Below are 23,481 nucleotides of genomic sequence, written 5' to 3' on the forward strand. Positions count from 1 at the left end.
GCGCCGGCTACATCACCGACGGCAGCATCACCGACACCGAGACCGCCGATGAGCTGCCACTTGTCGGGACTGCCCAGGTAACGCCGGGCCACCTACACCGATCCCGCCGCGCCCTCCGCGGGCGTCGACCACCTGCCGGTCGGCGGTGAGTTCGTCGTGCGCGACGGTCGCCTGCTGGCCGATGCGATGCCGGGCAGGGCAGTGCGGGGGCGGCTCGGATGACCGAGCTCGTCACGCTCGCCGACATCCGCGCCACCGCTGAGCAAATTGCTCTTGCAGCAGTGCGAACGCCGCTGATCCCATCCCCGGAAGTTCATCCACTGTGGACCAGACTCGGCAGGGGCGGCTCCGCGACTCCCCGGTTGTTCGTCGGTGTGCTGCCGGGGAACCGCCGATGAGCACCTTTTCGGGACAGCCGGACCGCTCGGCAATCACCACCCGTGACCGGACCCTCACGGTGGGAATCCTCGGTGGCATGGGCCCGGCCGCCACCGCGGACTTCTACGACAAGCTCGTTCGAGCCACGCCCGTGGCGACCGATCAGGACCATCTTCGGGTAGTCATCTGGGCAGACCCCAGCGTGCCCGACCGCACCGCGGCCCTGACGGGAGCCGGACCCGACCCGACGCCGTGGCTGTCACGAGGGGCGGAAAAGCTGCGGGCCTGCGGCGCGGATCTGCTGGCGGTGCCGTGCAACACCGCCCACGCGTTCGCGCCGCAGGTGGCCGAGGCCTGCGGGCTGCCACTGGTCAGCATCATCGATGTGACCGCCGAAGCCGCGGGGACAGCGCTGCCGCGGCCCTCCAGGGCAGGTCTGCTGGCCACCACCGGCACCGTCCGCTCGGGGCTGTACCACTCGGCTCTGGCCCGCTGCGGGCATCGACTTGGTCGTGCCCGATGAGCGAAGCCAGCGGCAGGTCATGGACGCGATCGCAGCGGTCAAGGCCGGGGCGGTCGACGAATCGGTCAGCCGGGCGCTGACCTCGGTCGCCGAATCCCTGGTCGAAGCGGGCGCCCATACGGTGATCGCCGGCTGCACGGAGATCGTGCTCAGGCTCCGAGCGGACTCCGTGGAAGTGCCGTTGCTCGATCCGGCGCAGCTGCTGGCCGAACGCGTGGTCCGCATCGCGATGCCGACCGCTGGGTACCGGAAGGCCATGTGACAGTAGGGAGAACTGCCGCCTCACTCCCCTCGTTTCTTTCCTCGTGACTCTGCTCTAGAGCCCCGGCCGTCGTCATCGTGGCGCCCTTCCTTTGCCACCAGCCTGGTCCTGGTAGGTACGCCGTCTGATTCGGCGTCGGCCGTGCCCGCGAATTTCGCGGCCCGCACTGGGAACCAGAGGGCGTAGGCAAAGCCGAGTGCCGAAGCATGGATACGCGGGCTCGGCGACCAGATTCCGACCGCACCGGTGCGGACACCTCGGCGTGACACGCGGGCGCCGAGGAGCACCACACACCGACCAGGCCACCGATGGCGAGTCGCAGCCGAAGCGACGGAAGCCCGTGGGCGGTTTCGAAATCCCCGCGATGGCGAGTGTTTCGCAGTCGGCTTGGTCCTCGGCGGTGTCATAGCATCCGGTGCGATCGGCCAAGCCGGACAGCAAACACCCCCCGCACAACCGATACGGGCAAGCGCCTGATCGGTCGTGCTCAGAGGCGCGTCGCCGAAGACGGCGGCAGGTGGCCGCGACCCGGTCGTGTGTCTCGCGAGCTGGGACATGAGCATCCACCGGCTTCCTCCCCTGTGCTGAATCGTGCGGTGTGCAGCGGGTTGACGAACGGGGATCGTTTCGACATAGTCCAGGGAACCGTTTGCATGGAAACGATTCCACAGGGGTTCGCGCGTGACCAAGGCCGTGACCATCAAGCACGTCGCCGCGCGGGCGGGGGTGTCCGTCGGCACCGCATCGCGGGTCCTCTCCGGCAACCCGGCCACCTCGTCGGAGGCCCGTACGCGGGTGCGGGCGGCGGCGGAGGAGCTCGGCTACCGACCCGATGCCCGGGCACGGGGTCTGCGGTCGACGAGGAGCAACGCGATCGGCCTGCTCGTATCCGACGTGCGCAATCCGTTCTTCGCCGACATCGCCTATGGTGCCGAGCGAGCGGCGTTGCGTGCGGGGCACGTGACCCTGCTGGCGAACGCCGATGAGGACACCCGGCAGCAGGACACCTATCTCGACACGTTCCTGTCCCAGCGCGTCGACGGCATGATCGTCGCACCGCAGGGTGCGGGCGGTGGCAACCTCAGGTCCGCGGTGGAGGCCGAGGTGCCGCTCGTGTTCGTGGACCGGACGGTGGACGGGTTCGACGTGCCGAGCGTGACCGCCGACAACGAGGGCGGCATAGCGCAGGCCGTCGCCCACCTCGCGGCCCGCGGTCACACGCGGATCGGTTACATCGGAGGCCCGCGTTCGATCTCGACCGGACGAGCTCGGCACGACGCGTTCGTCCGGGCTGTGGCCGCCAACGGGCTCGACGACGATACCGGGTTGATCACAGTCGGGGACTTCCAGTCCGCCAGCGGTGCGCTGGCCACCGCACGGCTCATCTCCGGCGAGCGACCACCGACCGCGTTGCTGGCCGCGGACAGTCCGATGGCCATGGGCGCGCTGACCGAGCTACGGGCCCGTGGTCTCCGGACGGGCTCGGACATCGGCCTGGTGGCGTTCGACGACACCGAGTGGTTCGCCGAACTCGATCCTCCGATCACCGCCGTGCGACAAGCCGCCAGGGAAATGGGAGAGACCGCGATGCGCCTGCTGCTCGAGGTCATAGCAGGTGGTGCACCGGACTCCGTGGTGCTTCCGACCGAACTCATCGTTCGCGAGTCATCGGGAGCGGCAGCGACCGAACTGTCCTGAAAGGATGAACATGCGTATCGCGCTGGGCAACGACCACGCCGGTCTCGGCATGAAGGAGCACGTCCGCGCCGTCCTGGAGCGGCTCGGCCACGAGGTGATCGACTGCGGCCCCAACGACGATGGGCCCGTGGACTTCCCCGACATCACCCGAGCGACGTGTGAGCGCGTTCGCACCGGTGAGGCCGACCGAGCTGTGCTCGTGTGCGGCACAGGTGCGGGCGCGCTGATGGCCGCGAACAAGATCCCGGGCATCCGGTGCGGGCTCGGCCACGACGTCTACTCGGCACACCAGAGCGTCGAGCACGACGACGCGAACGCCATCGCCATGGGTGCCTGGCTCATCGGCCCGGCCACAGCGGGGGAGGTGCTCGAAGCTTTCCTGAAAGCACGGTTCGACAACGACGCCGACACGGTGCGCCGGGTGCACAAGTTGCGCGAACTCGAGCTCGACGGCGCACGTGAGCTGATGGCCGAACTCTGATCGCCACGACACGACAGCGGTATGCGTTCTGAAGTCAAAGGAGATCGAGAATGAGCGCATCTGAGCGTGACGACGTGCGGGTACAGGCAGCCCACGGATCGCCCGGCAAGCTGAAAACGGCACTGGCGGCCGCGGCCGGAACCTGCGTCGAGAACTACGACTTCATCGCCTACGGCACGGCTTCAGCACTGTACTTCGGAGACGTGTTCTTCCCTGAATCCGACCCCGTCGTCGGCACCCTTCTCGCCTTCGCGACCCTCGGCGTCGGCTTCCTGATGCGGCCTCTCGGCGGAACGATCGGCGGGTACCTCGGTGACCGCTTCGGGCGCAAGCCCGTGCTGGTCGGTGCGCTGCTCGTGATGGGTATCGCGACCGTGCTGATCGGGGTTCTGCCGACCTACCAACAGGTCGGCTTGCTGGCGCCGGTCCTGCTCGTGCTCATCCGGGTGGTGCAAGGACTCGCCTTCGGCGCCGAATGGGGTGGCGCGGTGATGATGGCGTTCGAACACGCCCCGTGGAACCAGCGCGGGCGGTTCGCGGCCATCCCCCAGGCAGGCAATCCACTCGGAATCGCGTTGGCGAACATCGCGTTCCTGGCCTCGGCACCGTTGAACAACGACTGGTCCTGGCGACTTCCGTTCCTCGTCAGCGCGGTGCTTATCGTGGTCGGGCTGATCGTGCGGATGAAGCTGAGCGAATCGCCGGAGTTCGAAAAGACCAGGACGGAAGGGCGAATCGAAAGCAACCCGCTGCTGGCCGTGGTACGCGAGGACTGGCGAAACATCCTGCGCGTCATCGCGCTGCGGGTGGTCGAATCGTGCGCCTACTACCTCACCGCGACGTACCTGCTCTCCTACGTCACCGACCGGCAGGGCGGCGATCGCAGCGTGGCGTTGATCGGCATCATATCCGCGAGCGTTCTCGCCGTGGCCATGACCTTGTTGTCCGGAATCCTGACCGACCGGGTCGGGCGGCGCCCGGTCTACCTCGCTGCGTGCGGGCTGGCCGCGGCCTTCGGTTTTCCGATGTACCTGCTGGTGAACACCGACTCGCCGGTCTTGGTCGTGATGGTGTTCCTCATCAGTATCGGCCTCATCCACGCGGCCCTGACCGGTACGCAGGGACCATGGTTCGCCGAGCTGTTCCGCACCAACACGCGAACGTCGGGAGCTTCGATCGGATACCAGCTCGCTGCCTCGATCGCGGGGTTCGCACCGTTCCTGGCGGTGCTGCTGGCGGAACGGTTCAGCTGGGCCGGGCCGGCCGGGTTCTACGTGTGCGTCGGAATCGTCGGGCTGATCGGTGTCCTGGCGACGAAGGAGACCTGGGGGCCAGCACAACGAGCGGACGTAGCGGCCCTTGTCGCCTCAGGCGAATCACCAAGCATGTCCGCCAGTACGGACCGCCGCTGACCGATACCTGGCCCAAAAGTTGGTGGCTGCCGCCAGCGCCGCCGCCGTGCGTCGGGCAGGGCGCGGCCGGGTCGAGGTCGTCGGCTTTCGGGACGGTCCATCACCGGAGCGACCTCAGGCCGCGCTCGGCTGAGGACTCCAGCCCTCGGCCGCTGTGGCGTCGCCGTATTCGTCGTGCCAGTTCCACCTCACGTACGGCGGCGATTGAGAGTAGCGCTCGGCCGGGCCTTCCCAGCCCTCCTGCCATCCGGGTGCGGTCACGTCGAGGTAGCTCCAGTGCTCCCGTTGCTTCGTCGCCGCGGTTGCCTGGGTACGCACCGCAGCGTTTCCGCCTTCAACCCGGCGGCGCCCGTCGACCGAACTGCCTCGTGACCCCGACTCCACAATCCGCCGACCCGATTACCTACCCAACGTTGCCTGACACGGCACTGGCTCCCTGCGTCTGGAACTCATCGCTAGTCTCGCGCAGCAGCTTGACCTCGTCCTCTCAGACAACAACAGAACGCAGGGAGCACGATCGCCCGGAACGAACGGCCGCCGCCGAGCGACTTCGTCACCAAGGCGGCGGCCCCTTCCCCACTAGCCGGACCCGTAGATCAGAGCTGCTGGGTCGGCTGCATGACGGCCGCGCTGTCACCAGTTCTGATGGCACTACGCGTCCGAACCTTATTACCACCGACAGCACGGCGATCGCCGATGTCGACGCCGATGTGGTGATCGAGTCCTCCGGCACCCACCGCGGTATCGCCTCCGCCATCGCCGGCGCCACCCGCGGCGGAACGGTGGTCATGGTCGGCCTGCTGCCCACCGGTGACCAGCCCGTGCCGATCTCGCTCGCCATCACCCGAGAACTCCGCCTCCTGGGCTCGTTCCGGTTCAACGACGAGATCGACGAGGTGATCGCGGCCCTCGCCGACGGTTCGTTGGCGATCGGCCCGATCGTCACCCACACGTTCCCCGCCAACGAGGCGCTGGAAGCGTTCGCGATCGCCGCCGACGCCTCGGTGTCAGGAAAGGTGCTCCTCGACTTCGGAGCCGAAAGACGATGACCGGGCGCACTGTTCGCCGCCAGAGCATTTCCGCACCAACGGAACGAGAGAGGTCCGCATGGCCACCAGCACCGCAGTAGCCAACATCGGCGTCGTCGGCCTGGCGGTGATGGGCTCGAACTCGGCCCGCAACCTCGCCTCGCGCGAAGGCGACACCGTCGCCGTCTACAACCGCACCTACGCCCGCACCGAAGAGCGCGTTTCGACAGTGAGCGTCACGGTGACGTCGGATCAATGAGGTTTCGGGCTTCCTGGAGTTGGTCTTCCAGGGTGACGATGCGGCAGGCGGCGTCGAGACCGGTGCCCTGGTCGACCAGTTCTCGGACGCGAGCGGCCAGGCGCAACTGGGAGCGGGAGTAGCGGCGGTGCCCACCGGAGGAGCGTTGCGGCTCGATCAGTTGTGCCTCGTCCAGGCTGCGCAGGAACGCCGGGGTGGTGCCGAGCATCTCGGCGGCGCGGCCCATGGTGTAGGCGGGGTAGTGCTCGTCGTCGAACTTCTCGTCCGCGGTCTGCGGGTCGGGGGTTTCTGGGGTCATCGGCGCCTCCGCATCAAGAGGGGCCCCGGTGCGTTTGGCACCGGGGCCCCAGGGTTGTGGGTTTCACTTCCATCAGCCGACCGTGAGATCGGCCTTCTGTGTCCGCGTGATCCGCACTAGAGGCGGAGACTGCGGGGATCGCGTTCGCGTAACCGAAGACCACCTTCCAATCCGATGGGACTGCGGTACCCGCCCGGCGGAACTCAGCCGGAGGCAGGCGATCCGATGGTGTGCAACCCGTCCCTTCTCCTCTGTTTCCTGACTTACCTATCCTCACGCGACTGTCGGCACCGGCGGCTTGCACATACCGGTCATGCGTTGCCGACTGTCCTTGGTCGCCTGCCGGAGCCCCTTCCACTGATCGGCCCCGGCAGGCCGGACCGTCTTGCACTTGCTCACGGGTAGTTCGTCATCTCCCGTGCCACCTGACGTTCTCTCTCTTGCGACGAGCAGAAGATTACACACACTCAGCGGGGAATGTCTACTCCAGCGATCACAGATTTCATCGATCAGGTGAGGAAACTCCTCTCACCTGCGGGTTTCCGTCATGCTCATCCCCTGCGGCTCGGGATGCGAGTAGGCCCATCGCGCCGGCCGCTGCTCTGCGCCGGGCCGCGAGCCGCCGACATCGTCCAGCTCGGCCGATGAACGTGCAGGCCACCGCGCAGCGGGGCCAGACGCTCGTGCGCCGCCGGGCGCTGGTGGCGCCGCGACGTACTCGAGTCCCACGAGCGCCCGATGTAGAGTTTCTGTGGTCGCTGATACAGAAAATCCGCCCCCGCTCTGGTGTGGTCTCTCGCGGCCCGCGCAGGAGGGGCTGAGCCGGGCAGCGCTCGGCAGGTTGGGGATCGCCGTTGTTCCCGCCGTCAGCTTCGGCGGGCCAGGCGTACCCGGCAGCGGGTCGACGAGGACACCCCGCTCGCTGCTGTGTCTCGGATCATCAGCCTTCAAGATCCACTTGCCGAACACGCCAAGCCGGGCGCTGACGCGCACAGCCGGGTGCTCGTCGCGGCGTCCGGGTTGACGGCGTCCGGGGGGCGTGTAGGGTCGTTGGTGGTCGTTGTTTCTGGGTTCGTGTTTTGTGCATGCTCGCAGGATGTTGATGCGGGCGAGCTTCTTTCTTTGGTCGCAGCTGGAGTTAGCCGCCGTCTGAGATCCCCCGGCCCGGGCCTCCGCACGGTGCGGTCGCCCGTCATACCCCAGCTCCCAGGAGGAGACACGCATGACTAACGGAACCGTGAAGTGGTTCAACTCGGAAAAGGGCTTCGGCTTCATCGCTCCGGACGAGGGCGGGCCGGACGTGTTCGTGCACTACTCGGCGATCGATGCCGGCGGGTTCCGCAGCCTGGAGGAGAACCAGCAGGTGTCCTACGAGGTCAGCCAGGGCCCCAAGGGCCCGCAGGCCGACCTCGTGCGAGCGGTCTGACAACCCTCTCTGTTTCTCCGGTGGCTCCTCACCCGCCCGGGCGAGGAGCCACCGGTGCATTCGGCGAGCACATCCACCCCCGCCGCACCGCCCCCACACAGTGCCCGCACCGATTCGCACCACCGCAACCACGCGCTGGACTGGATCGGACACGGGACAAGGAAGGAATGCCATCACCGCATCAACATCAGTGCACCGCCCGCGCCCCCAGCACCGCGGCGGCCCGGTCCCCGACCGGGTACCGGCTGCCGGCGGGTGCACCCGCGCTGCGAGCACGGTGAGTCCGGTCCAGTTCGCCGAACCCGAACACACCCGGGCCATCCCCGAACAGCACCACCCGATCGCTGACCACAGCGATGCCGGCATGCGCCGGTTGCGCACGCCGTTCGACCCCGACCCGGCCTAGAGAAACCTGGGTCTCGGCCCGTGCACGAACATGGATGCGCCGCCTCGATACGCGATGATCTTCCGGCGGCATCGTGCAGTTGATCATCGAGCCGACCGCCGGACTGTGGTGGGTGCTGCTCGGCATGTTCATCGCCGCCGCGGCCATGACCGAGGAACGACAGGCGCGAGCCGGCGCGGTGCTCGCCGGCATCCGGGTGCGCGACGTGATGTCCCACCCCATCGCCGCGGTCGACGGGAATCGACCATCGAGCAGTTCCTCCGAACAGCCGCATCCACGCAGCCGCGCCATCTGTCCCGTCCTCGATCCCACCGGGCGCGTCGGCGGGGTGATCACCGGCCGCGCCATCAGCGCGGTACCCCAGCCGGAACGGGGCACGACAGCACTGCGTCGTGTCGCGCGGCCGACCGAACGCATCGCCACCGCCTCCCCCGAGGAGCCGTTGACAGCACTGCTGCCCAGGCTGAGCGAGGAGGGCGAGGGGTGCGTTCTCGTCCTCGCTGAGGACGGACTCGTCGGGATCGTCGCGCCGTCTGACATCAGCCGCGCCGCCGAGGAGCGAGGACTGCACCTCCCGGTTCCCGGGGCCTCCACCGCGGGGTCCGGACGACCCCCTCCGCCGCCCGGCTGGTGGTACCCGGGCCAGCCCTCTCGGTGATCGGGCTGCACGGCGGCGGTGCCATCAGGGTCCGGCTTCCGCGCATGCTCGCCGGCACTCCCGCACCGCCTCTTCCAGCCGGGTCTGGATCTGCTCGATCTCGTCGAGCACCTGCTGGAGGGCCCGCGGATCCAGATTGCCGATCGCCTCAGCCGCGCGGTGCATCCGAGGTATGAGCTCCCTTCCCGCATCGGCAGCCGCCGAGCACGGGACGTCGGTGGGCGCGGGCGACGGGCTGACCACCGGCGGTGGCGTGCCGGCCGCCGGTGGGTGGGTACGCGGCGGCACGCTGATGGCGTGGAGGGCGTAACCGCCGCTGAAGCCTGCGGTGAGCGCGAGGACCACCGAGGCCACGGTCCATCGACGGCGCGCCATGCTGCGGCGGCCGGGCGCCTCGGACTCCTGCTCACCAGCCATTTCGTGCGAGCCTGACAGGTCGCGGCCACTGCGGCGAGTTGGCATGGTGGGGTTCGTGTCGCGTGCCTTGGAACCGGCGTTGCTTCTCGACCACCGGGCGGTCCGGAGGTTCGACATCGCCGCTGCGTTGATCGCGGCGTTGTTCGTGGCGCTCGGAATGCTCGTGGCAGTGCAGCTGTGGGCGCTGTCCCGGCTCAGTTCCAGCCTGTTCGACGCTTCATCGGCGTTGGACCAGGCCGGGCAGGGGCTTTCGATGGTGCGCGTTCTTCCGCTGATCGGGGACGAGGTCGCGCGCCTGGCCGACAGCATCCGGGCGACCGCGACCAGTGTCCACGCGGAAGCGGTGCGGGTGCGCTCGAACATCCGCGTTCTGGCGGTGGTGGTCGGTGTGGCCGTGGCGCTGGTCGGTCTCGTGCCGTTGGCCCTGGTCTACCTGCCTTTCCGCATTCTGCGGATGCGAGCGCTCGCGAAGCTGGCAGGCCGACTGGAGGGGCCCGCCGACCCGATGTTGGTGGAGGAGCTCGCATGGTGCGCGCTCGCCCGGCTGCCGTTCGAGGAGTTGCGGCTGGTCACGCGCTCTCCCTGGCGGGACCTCGACGAAGGCCGCCATCAGCGGCTCGCCGAGGCCGAGCTGCGCCGGCTCGGCATCCGCCCGCCCGAAAACTGGGCAGGCCCCGGCGCGGGGCCTGCCCAGCATCCCAGGAGCTGAGCTGCCGTGGCGGCCGGCGAGAGGTCCTGGGCGAACCGCTACGCGGCCGTCGTGGTGCGGGGACGCTGGCTGGTGCTCACGGGCCTGGCCGGGCTCGTGTACGCCGCAGTGAGCTTCCTGCCGCCCCTCGGGCACAGCTCCGGTGGCCTGGCCGGTGTGGTCGGTACGGAGTCGGAGGCGATCAGCGCGCAGGTCGAGGCCGTGCAGCGGTTCCGGCTGCCGTTGTTGACGCGTGTGGCGGTCGTGGAGCACGACCCGGGTGGCCTGAACCCCTACGCCCAGGCCCGCGTGGTGCTGCGCGCGCTGGCCGTGAACAAGGAGGCGTTGCAGGGCACGACGCAGTCCGGCGTTCGACTGGCACTGCCTGTGATCAACCGGCCGGGACTGGCAGCCGGTGGCGGTGCGCCGGCGACCACCGCGGTGACCTACCTGTTCACCGACCCAGCCGCCGACTTCGGCAAGCAGACCGAGGCCGCGCACCAGTACGCGGCCGCCATCGACCCGCCAGGAGACCACCTGGTGGGCGTGACCGGGACCGCGCCGTTGCAGGCCGAGCAGACCACGATCGTGCGAGACAACGTGCGGTGGGTCGAGATCGGGTCGGTCGCCGTGGTCTCCCTCATCGTCGGAGTGACCTTCAGGTCGGTGCTGGCACCCGCGGTCACCCTGCTCACCGCTGGGTTGACCTACCTGCTGACCGCCCGGGTGGTGGGAGCGGGCGCAGAGCTGACGGGATTCAGCGCGCCGGCGCAGCTGGAGCCCGTTCTGGTCGCGCTGTCGCTCGGGGTCGCCACCGACTACTCGATCTTCTTCCTGGCCGGGATGCAGCGCGGGCTGGCCCGAGGTGACGAGCGTCGCGCGGCCGCCCGCGCGACGACGGTGGAATACCTGCCGATCGTGCTCATCGCGGCGGCGACCGTGGCCGGCAGTGTTCTCGCCCTGGTCGCGGCGGAGACGACGATGTTCCGCGCTTTCGGCCCGGGCCTGGCGGTCACCGTGCTGATGGCGCTGCTGGTCTCGGTCACGCTGGTGCCCGCGCTGCTCGCGGTCCTCGGCCGTGCGGTGTTCTGGCCCCTGCCTCCCCGCCCCGGCACCGATGGGCAGGACGACGGCGCGGGGCGGACGGTCCGGTTGCTCACCCGCCGCTGGGTCGCCGCCGTCGTCGCGGTGGCGATCACGTCGCTGCTGGTCCTGGCCGCCCTGCCGCTGCGGGAACTGCGCGAGTCGTTCTCCCCGATGACTTCCCTCCCCCGCGACAACCCGGTCCGGGTGGCGTGGCAGGCCGCCGCGGACGGCTTCGGACCGGGCGTGCTGTCGCCGACGGAGATCATCCTGAGCAGGCCGGGGATCGCCTCCGACGTCGGTTCGCTCAGCGCGCTGCAGGGCGAGATCGCCCGCCAACCCGGTGTAGCGAGGGTGCTCGGGCCGCAGGACTTCACGCTCCCGCCGCAGCTCAGGCAGCAGGCGGGGCTGTTCCTGGCTCCCGACGGTGGTGCCGCCCGCTACCTGGTGGTCCTCGACGCCGACCCGCTGGGCGCCGAAGCGGTCGAGGATCTACGCCGGCTCGAAGGCCGGATGCCGGAGTTGCTCGCGGCGTCCGACCTCGGTGGCACGTCGGTCTCCTACGCCGGTGACACCGCGCTGGGGCTGTCGCTGGTCCAGAGCACGCGACCCGACGTGGTCCGCGTGGCCGTGGTCATCGCACTGGTGGACCTGCTGCTCCTCGTGCTGTTCCTGCGGGCGGTGGTCGCCCCGCTCTACCTGCTCGCGGCCGGCTTCCTGTCGCTGGCCGCCGTGCTCGGCCTGACGACGCTGTTCTTCGAACACGCGACCGAGGAGCAGGGCATCGTCTTCTTCGTGCCGTTCGCGGCCGGTGCGCTGCTGATCTCCCTCGGCTCCGACTACAGCGTCTTCAGCGTCGGCTACGTGCGGGCGGAGTCGCGCAACCGCCCGATGCGGGAAGCACTCGTCGTCGCGATACCGCGGTCCAGGCGAGCGATCACCGCCGCGGGTCTGGCGCTGGCGGCCAGCTTCGGACTCGTCGCGCTGGTGCCCCTGGCGCAGTTCCGAGAACTCGCCTTCGCCCTCGGAGTCGGTGTTCTGGTCGACGTCTTCGTCGTGCGCTCCTGGCTCATTCCCGCACTGATGACGCTGGAGGCCGGGCGCGAGCTCGAAACCGGGGAGGAAGACTGCTAGCCTGCGAGCGCCATTCCGGCGAGCACCCCTGGAACCGCGGCGACGAAGCCGACGAATGCGTGCACGACCGCAGCGACCACTGATGCTCGGTCACCTGCGCGTGCGAGGAGCTGCATGGTGCTGGCGTTGAACACGCAGTAGGTGAACAGCGCGCTGCTCGCCCCGATGCTCAAGGCGCTGCGAACCTGGCCCGGGTTCGCCACGGCGGGCGCCAACCCGGTCAGCACACCGAATGCCAGCGCGCCGCCAGCGGTGATCGCGAGGGCGCTCCACCGAAACGGACTCGTATCGTTCTGCCACGAGCGTCGGATCATCATCCGCAGGAGCACTCCGACCGCGCCCCCGAGGAGCATGGCGACCGTACTCGTCATCGCACCGTCCAGCGCCGGTCCGGCAGTCACTCCCGGCCACGTCGGTGACCAGCACCGACTCAAGCATCTGACGAGGTCCCACGCCTGCTCGCAGATCGGGAACCAACCCATCGAATGACCAAAGCTGAAAACGCATTCGCGTTGCTCTCGGTCCAGCATCTTGCCGAAACGTTGCAAGCATCCAGCTCGAAACCAGCCGGGAACCGCAATTGCGGAGCAGCGCACCGGGCTTGACCATTTCATTGCAGAGTTGCAAATAACTCTTTACCCATGCAAGCACCACGTGTGGGTGACGTGCTGATCGCACAGCCGGCCCGACTCCGTCGGTGTCGATCCAGGTCCGGTCGGCCGGTATCCCAGGAGGTTGCGTTGACTGTTGTTCCACACACTCGGATGACCCGGTGGCAACGCTCCGGCGAGCGGACGTCCTTCAAGGTCGTCTGCGACGGGTGCGGTCACTCGCTGAGCAGTTCCAACGGAGTTCCTGATCGTTGGCCGCAGTTGTGGCGGGGCTTGTACCACGAAGGCTGGCGGGGCTGGGCGTGGTCGTTCGGGCCGCACTTCTGCCCGCACTGCGTGCAAGCCCAGGTGCATCGCCGGTTCCGCGCGCACGGGTTCCGTGAAAGCGAAACGCCGGAAGCCGTCGGCACGCAACACGACCGCGATCCGTAACCGGGAGCAGCATGACGAACCAACACTCCCTCGATGCGAAGGCCCGACGATCGCAAAGGTGCGCAAACGATGTCGTTCACCAGCCCGGCCCACGCCGGTTCTCGCGGCGGCTGGTCGCGGTCACGCTGTTGGCGGGTCTCGCGGGAGCCGGATGCGGAAACCCGCAGGAAGTGATCGACAGCAACACCGTCGGCAGCAACGCCAGGGTTGGCGATGTCCTGCTCCGCAACGTCCACCTCGTTGCGACCGAAGATCCTTACCAGCGCGGTGAAACCGCGACTGCGAAGTTGATGCTGTTCAACGAGGCCCAGGCATCTGATGCCCTCGTCGGGGTGGAAAGCCCGCATGCCAGGCAGGTGCAGATGCACTGGGACCGGCAGTGCGACGGGGTCCACGAGCGAGTCGAGCGGATTCCACTGCTACCGGAAGGCTCGGTCCCGAACGCTCCGGGCCAGCGCATAGGAGGCGCCCCCTACCACCTGGAGATCAGCGACCTGTCGACGCTGGTCCGTCCGGGAACCACCTTCCCGCTGACACTCACCTTCGAACGCGCCGGTACGACGACGATAGAGGCGAAGGTGCAGGCAACGCGAGACGGCGACGCGCCACCCGTACCTCCGTGCCGCACGGCACCGGCGCCCACGACGCCCTCGCCCGACCCGACGCAACCACCCATCGATCAGCGCAAGATCTCCGTCATCGGCACGGTCGAACAGGGCACTGAACCGGACTGCCTGCTCCTCGCCGAACGCGGCCGCGCTTACATCCTCCTCGACGGCGACCCTGCCGTGGTGCACCCCGGCGCCCGCGTGGCGGTCCACGGCCGACTGGAGCCGGGAACCCCGGCGGGCTGCGGCCACGGCGACGTACTGAGGGTGCTCGACGCGATTCCGTTCACATAGGACGGCGGCACGTCGACGAGTCCCACTCGGCGTGGTGATTGCCGGAACCAGGCAACGAAGCAACCTCGAAACGGCCAGAAACCGTCCTTGCGGCCCTGCGCAGCGAACGCACATGCTTTCTTTGCACGGATGCAAGCAATTGCCGGAAGGGTACATCAGCGCAGCCGGCTGGAACCCGTTCCCTTTTCCGGGGAGGTGAATGGCCTTGATCGCACCGATGCTGCCGATCAGTGGATCGGCACCGAACGGATCGGAATGGGCTTACGAGTTCCGCTGGAGCGGGCTGCGATGCCTCGCTCGGGTGGACGACAGCGCGGTGCAGCTCGTCGACGGCGCCCAGCGGCCCATCACGACCCACTATCCCGAGTTGACCGTGCTGCGAGCGTTCAGCCGGGACCGGGAGATGGTCCTCGACGGGATGATCGTCGCAGTGGACCAGCAGCCGCCCAGTTCGTTCCCACGCGCTGTGGGCGCCGATGTGGACCTGCCGTGGCATGTGCGCAACGTCGGCAGGTCGCTGGCCTACGTCGTGTTCGACCTGCTTTCGTTGAACGGCAAAGATTTCCTGTCCCATCCGTATCGGAAGCGCCGGGCCGTTCTGGCAGGCCTGCGACTGTACTGGCCACCGCGTGTGCTCGTCCCCCCGCACTTCCGCGACGGCGCGGCTGAGCAAGTGCAGGCCATGGCAAGGGATCACCGGTTCACGGGAGTCGTCGCCAAGCACCTGGAATCGCCGTACCGGCCAGGTCAGCGGTCGCCGGAGTGGGTCGAGTCCGTCGACGGCCGGTCACAGACCGGTGAGGACCGGCCCACCATTGATCTCCGGCAGAACCGCACACCGCAAGCGGCGTGAGCCGAGGAGCGGCGCTCTTCGCGCGATCGCGGTCGGCCGCGGACCGGAGCCCTGAACCCTGCCGGAAACGCACCAGTCGGGAGAACAGTCATGCTGAGCCGGTACGAGCGGCGCCGGCTGCGAGAGATCGAGGGCTGGTTCGAAGCCAACGATCCCGGACTGGCCGCCTACGTCGGCACCGCTCCGGCGAAGTGGCCGCCGGATCGGTGGTGCTTGCTGACCACGGCAGCAGTGGTCGTCGGTGTTGCGCTGGTTCTAATCGGCGCCGTGCTGGGTGTGCCGGTCCTGGTCTTCATTGGCGCGTGCCTCGGTATCGGTGCGGTGTCCTGGCACTACGGCTCCCGAGGCGACCCGGACTCCCACGAGCACCCGCAGACCTGGTGAAAGCCGCGAGGGTTCAACTCGAACGTGATTTCGAGCGGGTGTTGCGGTCAGTGACGACTGCTCCGTCGACCGTGTGGTCGCACTGCCCCCACCTGCTCCACCACTCGGCATCGACGGGCTCGCGAGCTGCCTCCGCGAAGGCGTTGAGCGCCGCTGCCAACTCGTCCTCGTGCCCGGTGGCGGCCGAGGCCGCCCTCGCCAGGCTGCTGATCTCCGCGCGCCGCAAGCGCATCGCCTCCCCCAACAACGCCTTGCCCGCACCGGTCAGGGTCAACCACGTCACCCGAAGATCGCCTTTGTGCCTGCTGCGAGTCACCAGCCCCTTCGAGACGAGCCTGTCGGCCAGCCGCGTCGCGGTGGAGGCGGCGACACCCAGCTCCTGAGCGAGGTCGCTCGTGCGCTGCGGGCCTAGCGAGACCAGGGACACCAGCGCACGGTACTGCGGGAGGGTGACGTCGCTGTCCAGCCCGGCGAGGCTGCGCGTGGTGACAGCGATCATCGCCCGGCCGACAGCCTGGAACGCACTCGCGACCGGATCTTCTGCCGCGCCGGGAGCAGAGGGCAACTGGGACACGATTACTCCGTTCGGCCGCTTGCGCGCACCTCGCGAACAGATGCTGGCACCACCCCAGCCATGACACAATCGAGCACGCCGGACACCGCTTCGTTGCGCGTCACCCGCAAGACTCGAAGGGGAGCGGACATGAGCAGCGCAGTGCGCGGGCAGCACGCGCCGCGCCCCGGATCCGCACGCGGGTCTCGCACGAGCGGTCCCGACGACCCGATCCTCGCAGGCTACCCCGAGATGCTCACCAGCGTGCTGTCCACCGGACGGAAGCTGACCGGCCACGAACTTGCCAGCTGCCGCGAAGCCGGCCGCCAAGCGGCCGAAGGCGGCGTCGCACTCCGCACCCTGCTGGAGCGATACCTCACCGCGACCCGAACCACCTGGCGGCGAGCTCGATCCGCGCCCCCGGCGAAGCCGAAGCCGCCGCGGAGCGTGGACGCCGGCCTTCGCGCGGTCAACGACGCCGTCGTCGCGGCCACCGAGGGCTACGAGGACGCGCACCGGCTGGCCTTGAGGCAGGAGGAGGCCGCCCGGCGCGAGTTCATCGACGACCTCTTCTACGGCCGCGGCGACCCCGGCAGCCTCGCCGAACGCGCCCAGCGGTTCGGCCTGCGCCTCGCCGAAGCGCACATCGTCGCGATCGTCAAGTCCGACGAACCGCTCGACGAGACCACCCACGCCCTGCACGACGTGGAGACCGTCCTGCTTCAGCACTTCGGTGCCGGACAACTGCTGTTCACGACCAAGGACGGCATGTTCGTCTGCATCGCTCCCAGCACGCTTCCGCAGGCATGCACCGAGTTGGCGCGTCAAGTCGCCAGGGCACTAGCCCATCACGAATGGCGGGTCGGCATCGGACGCGCCCACCCCGGGCCCGGAGGCGTACTCCGCTCCTACGAGGAAGCCCGTGCCAGCGTCGAGTTCGCCGCCCGACTCGCTTTCCGCGAGCGCGTCGTCCGATCAACCGACTTCCTCGTCTTCCAGGTCCTGCTGCGGGACCGCGCCGCGATCGAAGATCTCATCGCGACGGTACTGGCGCCCCTGCAGAGCGCACGTGGAGGCGCCGGGCCGCTCATCGAAACGCTCGCGGCCTACTTCGACCAGGGCACGATCCAGGCCGCCGCCGACGAGCTGAACCTGAGCGTCCGCGCGGTGTCCTACCGGCTCGATCGGGTGCGGACCCTCAGCGGGTACTCGGCGACCGAACCGACCCAGCGCTTCACCCTGCAAGCCGCCGTCCTCGGTGCACGCCTCCTCTCCTGGCCCGGTTGACCAGCCCAGCTCGCACGCCGCCCACGGTCGACGACCGACGTTAACGCCCGCTGACTGCAGGTATCCGGAAACCAAGGCGACGCGCAATTGGCCGGTAGGCCCACTTGTCTACCGCACCGGTGCAGCACATGCTCTCGCCAAGGTTGGTTCCCTTCGTGCCTGTGATCTCGTCGGGGTGAGGAGGGTCGTGCATGGACGCGTGGCTCGTCTGGTTGCTGCTCGCCGTCGTGCTGGGCGTGGCGGAGATCTTCACGCTGACCGCGGCGCTCGGGCTGCTGGGTGGCGCCGCCCTGATCACAGCCGGGCTCGCGGCGCTCGGCGTGCCCCTGCCCGTGCAGCTCGTGGTGTTCGCCTTTGCCTCCGCAGCGAGCGTCCTGCTGGTGAGGCCGATCGCGGCACGGCACATGCTCGGCCCGCAAACCCAGCGTTTCGGCGTCGACGCACTCATCGGCAAGCCCGCCTACACCCTCAGAGAGGTGACCGCGTGGGACGGCCGGATCCGCCTCGACGGCGAGGAATGGACGGCACACAGCTTCGACGAAACCCTGGTCATCCCTGCGGGCACGACCGTCGACGTCATGCAGATCAACGGATCCACCGCCATCGTCTACCCGCGGGAGTGACCATGGAAGTCTCGGCCGCGCTGATCGCGGGCCTGCTCATCGCTCTGCTCGCCATCTTCACCGTGATCCGGACGGTGCGGATCGTGCCGCAGGCACGCGCCCGCAACGTGGAGCGGCTCGGGCGCTACCACCGCACGCTGCGACCGGGACTCAACTTCGTCATCCCCTACATCGACCACGTCCACCCCAAGATCGACCTGCGCGAACAGGTCGTCTCGTTCCCGCCGCAGCCCGTCATCACCGAGGACAACCTCGTCGTCGAGATCGACACGGTGCTGTACTTCCAGGTGACCGACCCACGAGCCGCCGCGTACGAGATCGCCAGCTACCTGCAGGCCGTCGAACAACTGACGGTGACCACGCTGCGCAACGTCGTCGGCTCGATGGACCTGGAACGCACCCTCACTTCCCGCGACACGATCAACAGCCAGCTCCGCGGCGTTCTCGACGACGCCACCGGGAAGTGGGGACTGCGCGTCAACCGGGTGGAGATCAAGGCGATCGACCCACCGCGCACCATCAAGGACGCGATGGAGAAGCAGATGCGCGCCGAGCGCGACAAGCGCGCCGTGATCCTGGGCGCCGAGGGACAACGCCAATCGCAGATCCTGACCGCCGAGGGTGACAAGCAGGCCGCCGTACTCCGTGCCGAGGGAAGCCGATCCGCCGAGATCCTCAAGGCCGAAGGCCAGTCCCGGGCCATCGATCAGATCTTCCAGGCCGTCCACCGCAACGACCCCGACCCCAAGCTGCTCGCCTACCAGTACCTCAGCGTGCTGCCCCAGCTCGCCCAGGGCCCGGGCAATACCTTCTGGGTCATTCCCGGTGAGCTCACCTCAGCGCTGGAAGACGTATCACGCGCATTCACCGAGTCCCTGCCGAAGTCGGAGTCCACCCGCGAAACCTCGTCCGACGCATCGGAGAGCCGTGCGGTCGAGGACGCGGCCCACGCGGCGGAGGAAGCCGCAGAGGCGGTCGCTGACGCGGCCCGGACCGACGCCACCGGCCATATCACCGCCCACGGTTCTCAGCCGGACGTCACCACACCTGCTCCACGAGGCGAGGGAGAACTCTCCACGCGCCTCCACAGCTGATCGCCATGCTTCGGCAACGGGCTCGACGCCGCGCGCCGACCTTGCCGAAAGGATGAAACGAAGCCACGGCGAACACAGCCGGTCCCCCTCGTTGTGATGCACCTGCATCGGCGCACATGCTTGTTTGCAAGGTTGCAAGCTATTGCAGGTTGCACACAACGCTTCGACGGCATCCGCGAACCGAGTCGAGATCGACAGCAGAGCAAGGAATGGTTTGTCATGGAACGCAACAGCAACAGTCATCTGAACGACATCGGCCAGCACAGGGTCGTGGGGGAATCCGGCCCTGCCAAGCCGGAGAACCCGGGCACGCCCTTGCGGCACGTTGGGCACACACGCGTCAGCGGCCTGTGGGCCGCGGTCGTCGTCGCGGCGATCGTGCTGGCGTTCCTCCTGGTGTTCATCATGCAGAATCCCGCGAGCGTCACCGTCCAGTTCCTCTGGGCCCAAGGCACTCTGGCACTGGGTGTGGCGATGCTGTTCGCCGCGCTCGGCGGCGGCCTGCTGATCGCGCTCGCCGCGACGGCACGCATTCTGCAGCTGCGGGGCACCGCACGGAAGCGGGGAACTGCACAGCGCTGAGTCGGCGATGCCAGGCCACATCGGGACTGCGGCGCGCCGACGGGCGGAGTCCTGCGCCCTGGCCGGGGACCGGAGTGACCGTTCCCCGTCTCGGGAGGATCTCCCGATCGCCGCGGGCATTCAAGCAGCCTCAGCAGCGAGCTGCTTACCGGCCTGGTTCAGTCCCTACGACGGTGCCGGGCTTCCATCTCATTGCACGTCCGAAACACGGTTGATGCCGCTCCCGGCTTCGCGCGGATCGAGGTTTCCGTTCGAGTGCAAGCGCGGAATCCGCGCATGGCACTCCCCTACCAGCAGAGGACGTCCTATGAATCCGACGAAAGAGTGCGTCGTAGTAGGTGTCGACGGATCACCAGGCTCACATGCAGCGCTACGGTGGGCCGCGCACTATGCACACAGGGTCGGCGGTGAGGTGCGCGCCGTGACCGCGTGGCGAATTCCGCCGCCATTCGCCGACAAGATCGCCGAACCGGTGGACGAGCAAGAGACGCACGCACGGACCGCACTGGAATCCGCGCTTACGGACGTGAGAAGAGCCGTGCCGGACTGCGCGGTAGAGGCATCCGTACAACGTGGTGTTCCATCTGACGTGCTACTCGAGAATGCACGCCAAGCACATCTGGCCGTGTTCGGCGACACCGGCCGAGGAGCGCTCGCGGGGCTGTTGGTCGGATCAGTGGTAAGGGAGTTTCTCCGGCACGCACCCTGCCCGGTCGTCCTCGTCCGAGCTGACCAGTCAACGAGCTGAGCTCGATGACAAGCACCGGCCGCGGCGCAGCGAAGAACCGAGCTTGCTCGGTTCTTCGCAACTGGACTGCACCGCTTCCTCATCCACCTCGGCAACTGCCGAGGAATACAGGTGTGGACGAGCGTGCCGTTATGCTGCCTACGGCGTCACGACTAGTGCTGCGTCAGGCTACGTTTGCCCGTTGGACGATCTTGCGTAGTCGGGGGTTGTCGGTGTTGCGGTTTCGCCAGGCGATGTAGCGGCGGATCATGCTGGCTTGTTCGGTGTGGCTGGTGTGGTCGGTGCCGTTGAGGGTGAAGTAGCGCAGCGCGGTGAATTGAGCCTCGATGCGGTTGATCCAGGACGAGTTCGTTGGCGTGTAGGCGATCTCGACGTTGTTGGCCTCAGCCCAGACCGAGACCCTGGTGTCGATCCGGGTGCTCAGATGCGGGCTGGCGTTGTCGCAGACGATCGCGATGCGCACCTTCGGTGGATACAGACCGCGCAGGTAGCGGCAGAACTGGAGAAACTGGGTTCGCTTCTTGGATGTCTTGACGTGTCCGTACATTCTGTCGGTGGCCAGGTCGAGAGCGGCGAGCAGGTGGCGGACCCCGTGGGGACGCGTGTAGGTAGCTCGTTGCCGGGGCCGGGGGTCACGGCCGGGATCTTTGTGCTTGCCACCCCGCTCGGCCCACTGCCGTCCTGGGTGGGGTTGCAGGTTCAGTGGCCCGAATTCGTCCATGCTGAACACCACGGTCGGATCGTCGGTCTCGCCGACGATCTCGCCGTCGGCGATCGCATACAGGTGCTCGATACGAGCTTTCTTCACCGCATAGTCCGGATCCCGGGAGGTCTTCCAGGTCTTTATCCGTTGAAACGACACCCCTTCCGCGCGCAGGATCGCGCGCAGGCCCTCGTGGCTGATGTCCTCGACCACCCCCTCGGCGACCAGGAAATCCGCCAGCTTGGTCAGACTCCAGGTCGAAAACGGCAGCCCGTGCTCGGCAGGCTTGGACTTGGCGACCTTCTTGATCTCTCGCCGCTGCGGCAGAGTGAACGTCGGCGGACGTCCACCCTTGTATTTCGGGTACAGCGAGTCGAACCCGTCGGTGTTGAAGTTGTGGATCACGTCTCGAACCCGATCCTCGCTGGTGAACGCCACTGTCGCGATCTTGGCCACCGGCATGCCCTGCGCGGACAGCAGCACCATCTGCGCCCTGCGCCAGGTCACCACCGACCCACTGCCACGACGAATGATCCGCAACAACCGGTTGCCCTCATCGTCATCGAGCTCCCGAACCCGTACCCGCTCAGCCATGATCCACAGTCTGAAACGATCACACCAACCTATGCGGCACCAACCACGGCGCGTCGCGATCAAACAGGGCAAACCCTGCCTGACACGGCACTAGCCTGGTGTGCAGCGTCGTTGTGCGCCCGCATGAGTGCCGACGGCCTGGCGGGGCGGTGACGTTCCGATGGTTCGCGAGTACATCAAGACGCACACCAACCCACCTGTGTTCGTCACCGCCGGCTTCGTCGCCGTGGGGTTCGTCTTGTGGGGCGTGTTCGCGCCAGGCCAAGTGTCGAGTGCGGCGAATGCGGCCAACACGTTCATCACGACGTACTTCGAGTGGCTCTACGTCATCGCCGCGACGTTCTTCCTGATCTTCGTGCTGGCGCTCATGGTCAGCCGCTACGGCGCGGTCAAGCTGGGACCTCCCGATTCCGTGCCCGAGTACAGCAACCTGGCCTGGTTCGCGATGTTGTTCACCGCGGGCATAGGCATCGGTCTCGTGTTCTACGCGGTCAGCGAACCCGTCACCCATTTCACGAGCCCGCCGACCGGGCAGCCGGGTACGGGCGAAGCGGCCGAGAACGCGATGAGCTACACGTTCTTCCACTGGGGCCTGCATCCATGGGCGATCTACATCGTGCTCGGTCTGTCCCTGGGCTATTTCGCGTTCCGCCGCGGCTTGCCGCTGCGGCCCGCCGCCGCCCTCTACCCGCTGCTCGGAGACAGAATCAACGGCTGGGCCGGCAATCTCGTCGACATTCTGGCGGTGTTCGGCACGTTGTTCGGCCTGGCCACATCATTGGGAATCGGCGGCCAGCAGGTCGGCGCCGGAGTGAGCGCGCTGTTCGACATCACCAACACCACGACGTTGCAGGTGCTGCTGGTGCTGGGCATCACGGCCATCGCGGTCGTGTCGGTGATGCTGGGCATCGACAAGGGCATCCGCCGCCTGTCGCTGATCAACCTGTGGTTGGCGTTCGGTCTGATGCTGTTCGTGTTCTTCGCCGGCCCGTCGCTGGACCTGTTGAACACGATCGCCGCCAACACCGGACACTACCTGCAGAATCTCGCCGGGCTCAGCCTCCAAACCTTCCCCGGCGACAGCGCAGCCCAGGAATGGCAAGCCTCGTGGACCCTGTTCTACTGGGGCTGGTGGATCTCATGGTCACCGTTCGTGGGCATGTTCATCGCACGAATCTCCTACGGTCGAACCATTCGAGCGTTCATCCTCGGCACCTTGCTCGCTCCCGTCGGTGCGTCGATCGTGTGGCTGACGATCTTCGGGAACTCCGCGCTGCAACTGCTGTTGGACGACCCCCACAACCCACTGGCGCAAGCAAGTTCAGAATCGGCACTGTTCGTTCTGCTCAACCAGCTACCGGTGCACGCCGTGATGACCTTCGTGGCCTCGGTGGTCGCCATCCTCGTGGTCGTGCTGTTCTTCGCCACCTCCTCGGACTCCGGGTCGCTGGTCATCGACATCCTCACCAACGGCGGCGACCCCCACCCGAGGTGGCAGCAGAGGTTGTTCTGGGCCGTGCTGGAAGGCGTCATCGCCGCCGTTCTTCTCCTCGCCGGCGGCGCGGGCGCGAGCGACGCCCTCAGTGCGCTGCAGGCCGCTTCGATCGCGGCCGGAATGCCGTTCTGCATCGTCCTGCTGTTCCTATGCCTGGGACTCGTCCGCGGGTTGAGAACCGAACGGCTCACGGCAGTCGTACCCCGTCCCCCACGACCGCTCGAAGACCTCCGCCGAAGCACACAACGCACAGACCGCCCCACCCGGCCTGACGACGCATCACCATCCCAGACGCGCTGCCCACCCGAGTCCCCATGAACCGTGGCCTAGAAGGCCACCCTCCTGGCATCGACACCCAGTTCGACGAAAGGCCACCGACCGAAGTGGACACGACCGCAGTCGGTCCTGCCACAGCAACGGGTGCGGTGGCCAGCTGACCTCCCTCAGGTTGCGCTTTCCCATGCACGCC

27 protein-coding genes are annotated in these 23,481 nt (G+C 67.8%); 21 read left to right on the top strand and 6 right to left on the bottom strand.

What is annotated here, in order from left to right:
* The first annotated feature begins 394 nt into the window (after positions 1-394).
* The 5 genes from HUO13_RS38180 to HUO13_RS27490 all read left to right on the top strand — a co-directional run bounded on the left by HUO13_RS38180 (position 395) and on the right by HUO13_RS27490 (position 4,754).
* A complete protein-coding gene (locus tag HUO13_RS38180) occupies positions 395-901 on the top strand; it encodes an aspartate/glutamate racemase family protein (protein ID WP_282974806.1) in 507 nt (168 codons plus the stop codon).
* Entirely contained in the window at positions 891-1,163 is a 273-nt protein-coding gene (locus tag HUO13_RS38185; protein ID WP_282974809.1) for an aspartate/glutamate racemase family protein, read from the top strand. The genes HUO13_RS38180 and HUO13_RS38185 overlap by 11 nt, the downstream gene beginning before the upstream one ends.
* Positions 1,164-1,844: 681 nt before the next feature.
* Positions 1,845-2,861, top strand: coding sequence for a LacI family DNA-binding transcriptional regulator (locus HUO13_RS27480; RefSeq protein ID WP_211897916.1), 1,017 nt, complete (start codon positions 1,845-1,847; stop codon positions 2,859-2,861).
* A gap of 4 nt (positions 2,862-2,865) precedes the next feature.
* Positions 2,866-3,342: an RpiB/LacA/LacB family sugar-phosphate isomerase gene (locus HUO13_RS27485; protein ID WP_249124099.1), complete on the top strand. Its 477-nt coding sequence runs from the start codon at positions 2,866-2,868 to the stop codon at positions 3,340-3,342.
* A gap of 50 nt (positions 3,343-3,392) precedes the next feature.
* Positions 3,393-4,754, top strand: a complete 1,362-nt coding sequence (locus tag HUO13_RS27490) for an MFS transporter (protein WP_211897917.1) — start codon at positions 3,393-3,395, stop codon at positions 4,752-4,754.
* 114 nt (positions 4,755-4,868) lie between these two features.
* On the opposite strand, the gene HUO13_RS27495 is transcribed toward HUO13_RS27490, so the two are convergent.
* Positions 4,869-5,072 (bottom strand): hypothetical protein, encoded by a 204-nt coding sequence (locus HUO13_RS27495; protein ID WP_211897918.1) that lies wholly within the window; start codon positions 5,070-5,072, stop codon positions 4,869-4,871.
* A gap of 95 nt (positions 5,073-5,167) precedes the next feature.
* On the opposite strand from HUO13_RS27495, the gene HUO13_RS27500 reads away from it, so the two are divergent.
* Both HUO13_RS27500 and HUO13_RS27505 read left to right on the top strand, forming a co-directional pair.
* Positions 5,168-5,803 carry a zinc-binding dehydrogenase gene (locus HUO13_RS27500; RefSeq protein ID WP_211897919.1) on the top strand — a complete coding sequence of 212 codons (636 nt, stop codon included), beginning with the start codon at positions 5,168-5,170 and terminating at the stop codon, positions 5,801-5,803.
* 58 nt (positions 5,804-5,861) lie between these two features.
* Positions 5,862-6,041 carry an NAD(P)-binding domain-containing protein gene (locus HUO13_RS27505; RefSeq protein ID WP_211897920.1) on the top strand — a complete coding sequence of 60 codons (180 nt, stop codon included), beginning with the start codon at positions 5,862-5,864 and terminating at the stop codon, positions 6,039-6,041.
* On the opposite strand, the gene HUO13_RS27510 is transcribed toward HUO13_RS27505, so the two are convergent.
* A complete protein-coding gene (locus HUO13_RS27510) occupies positions 6,019-6,339 on the bottom strand; it encodes a MerR family transcriptional regulator (RefSeq protein ID WP_211897921.1) in 321 nt (106 codons plus the stop codon). The genes HUO13_RS27505 and HUO13_RS27510 overlap by 23 nt on opposite strands.
* Positions 6,340-7,561: 1,222 nt before the next feature.
* Here HUO13_RS27510 and HUO13_RS27515 point away from each other — a divergent pair.
* The 3 genes from HUO13_RS27515 to HUO13_RS27520 all read left to right on the top strand — a co-directional run bounded on the left by HUO13_RS27515 (position 7,562) and on the right by HUO13_RS27520 (position 8,829).
* Positions 7,562-7,765 carry a cold-shock protein gene (locus HUO13_RS27515; protein ID WP_211897922.1) on the top strand — a complete coding sequence of 68 codons (204 nt, stop codon included), beginning with the start codon at positions 7,562-7,564 and terminating at the stop codon, positions 7,763-7,765.
* Positions 7,766-8,042: 277 nt separating this feature from the next.
* Positions 8,043-8,171, top strand: coding sequence for a hypothetical protein (locus HUO13_RS38190; protein WP_282974815.1), 129 nt, complete (start codon positions 8,043-8,045; stop codon positions 8,169-8,171).
* A 73-nt stretch (positions 8,172-8,244) separates the two neighbouring features.
* Positions 8,245-8,829, top strand: coding sequence for a CBS domain-containing protein (locus tag HUO13_RS27520; RefSeq protein WP_249124100.1), 585 nt, complete (start codon positions 8,245-8,247; stop codon positions 8,827-8,829).
* Between the two features lie 24 nt (positions 8,830-8,853).
* On the opposite strand, the gene HUO13_RS27525 is transcribed toward HUO13_RS27520, so the two are convergent.
* Positions 8,854-9,246, bottom strand: coding sequence for a hypothetical protein (locus tag HUO13_RS27525; protein ID WP_211897923.1), 393 nt, complete (start codon positions 9,244-9,246; stop codon positions 8,854-8,856).
* A gap of 43 nt (positions 9,247-9,289) precedes the next feature.
* Between HUO13_RS27525 and HUO13_RS27530 the strand changes: the two genes are divergently transcribed.
* Both HUO13_RS27530 and HUO13_RS27535 read left to right on the top strand, forming a co-directional pair.
* Complete coding sequence (locus HUO13_RS27530; protein WP_249124101.1) at positions 9,290-9,955, top strand: hypothetical protein; 666 nt, start codon at positions 9,290-9,292, stop codon at positions 9,953-9,955.
* Between the two features lie 6 nt (positions 9,956-9,961).
* Positions 9,962-12,151 carry an MMPL family transporter gene (locus tag HUO13_RS27535; RefSeq protein WP_211897924.1) on the top strand — a complete coding sequence of 730 codons (2,190 nt, stop codon included), beginning with the start codon at positions 9,962-9,964 and terminating at the stop codon, positions 12,149-12,151.
* On the opposite strand, the gene HUO13_RS27540 is transcribed toward HUO13_RS27535, so the two are convergent.
* Positions 12,148-12,699, bottom strand: coding sequence for a FluC/FEX family fluoride channel (locus HUO13_RS27540; RefSeq protein WP_211897925.1), 552 nt, complete (start codon positions 12,697-12,699; stop codon positions 12,148-12,150). The genes HUO13_RS27535 and HUO13_RS27540 overlap by 4 nt on opposite strands.
* A 506-nt stretch (positions 12,700-13,205) precedes the next feature.
* Here HUO13_RS27540 and HUO13_RS27545 point away from each other — a divergent pair.
* The 3 genes from HUO13_RS27545 to HUO13_RS27555 all read left to right on the top strand — a co-directional run bounded on the left by HUO13_RS27545 (position 13,206) and on the right by HUO13_RS27555 (position 15,333).
* Positions 13,206-14,096: a copper chaperone PCu(A)C gene (locus tag HUO13_RS27545; RefSeq protein WP_211897926.1), complete on the top strand. Its 891-nt coding sequence runs from the start codon at positions 13,206-13,208 to the stop codon at positions 14,094-14,096.
* Between the two features lie 199 nt (positions 14,097-14,295).
* Entirely contained in the window at positions 14,296-14,949 is a 654-nt protein-coding gene (locus HUO13_RS27550; protein WP_249124102.1) for an ATP-dependent DNA ligase, read from the top strand.
* Positions 14,950-15,039: 90 nt separating this feature from the next.
* A complete protein-coding gene (locus HUO13_RS27555; RefSeq protein WP_211897927.1) occupies positions 15,040-15,333 on the top strand; it encodes a DUF3040 domain-containing protein in 294 nt (97 codons plus the stop codon).
* A gap of 13 nt (positions 15,334-15,346) precedes the next feature.
* Here the strand turns inward: HUO13_RS27555 and HUO13_RS27560 are convergent, their stop codons facing one another.
* Complete coding sequence (locus HUO13_RS27560; RefSeq protein ID WP_249124103.1) at positions 15,347-15,907, bottom strand: MarR family winged helix-turn-helix transcriptional regulator; 561 nt, start codon at positions 15,905-15,907, stop codon at positions 15,347-15,349.
* 129 nt (positions 15,908-16,036) lie between these two features.
* Here HUO13_RS27560 and HUO13_RS27565 point away from each other — a divergent pair, with 129 nt between their 5' ends.
* From HUO13_RS27565 to HUO13_RS38415, 5 genes are all read left to right on the top strand, one after another.
* Entirely contained in the window at positions 16,037-17,173 is a 1,137-nt protein-coding gene (locus tag HUO13_RS27565) for a PucR family transcriptional regulator (RefSeq protein WP_249124104.1), read from the top strand.
* A gap of 191 nt (positions 17,174-17,364) precedes the next feature.
* The gene (locus HUO13_RS27570; protein WP_211897928.1) at positions 17,365-17,796 is read left to right on the top strand and encodes an NfeD family protein; all 432 of its coding nucleotides are present in this window, start codon (positions 17,365-17,367) and stop codon (positions 17,794-17,796) included.
* A 2-nt stretch (positions 17,797-17,798) separates the two neighbouring features.
* Positions 17,799-18,890, top strand: a complete 1,092-nt coding sequence (locus HUO13_RS27575; protein WP_211897929.1) for an SPFH domain-containing protein — start codon at positions 17,799-17,801, stop codon at positions 18,888-18,890.
* 219 nt (positions 18,891-19,109) lie between these two features.
* On the top strand, positions 19,110-19,472 hold the full coding sequence (locus tag HUO13_RS27580; protein WP_211897930.1) for a LapA family protein: 363 nt from the start codon (positions 19,110-19,112) through the stop codon (positions 19,470-19,472).
* 307 nt (positions 19,473-19,779) lie between these two features.
* The gene (locus HUO13_RS38415) at positions 19,780-20,220 is read left to right on the top strand and encodes a universal stress protein (RefSeq protein ID WP_211897931.1); all 441 of its coding nucleotides are present in this window, start codon (positions 19,780-19,782) and stop codon (positions 20,218-20,220) included.
* A 163-nt stretch (positions 20,221-20,383) separates the two neighbouring features.
* On the opposite strand, the gene HUO13_RS27590 is transcribed toward HUO13_RS38415, so the two are convergent.
* Positions 20,384-21,517, bottom strand: a complete 1,134-nt coding sequence (locus HUO13_RS27590; RefSeq protein WP_211897129.1) for an IS630 family transposase — start codon at positions 21,515-21,517, stop codon at positions 20,384-20,386.
* A 160-nt stretch (positions 21,518-21,677) separates the two neighbouring features.
* On the opposite strand from HUO13_RS27590, the gene HUO13_RS27595 reads away from it, so the two are divergent.
* Complete coding sequence (locus tag HUO13_RS27595; protein ID WP_211897932.1) at positions 21,678-23,330, top strand: BCCT family transporter; 1,653 nt, start codon at positions 21,678-21,680, stop codon at positions 23,328-23,330.
* The last annotated feature ends 151 nt before the right edge of the window (positions 23,331-23,481 follow it).

The organism is Saccharopolyspora erythraea, assembly GCF_018141105.1.
Taxonomy (GTDB): domain Bacteria; phylum Actinomycetota; class Actinomycetes; order Mycobacteriales; family Pseudonocardiaceae; genus Saccharopolyspora_D; species Saccharopolyspora_D erythraea_A.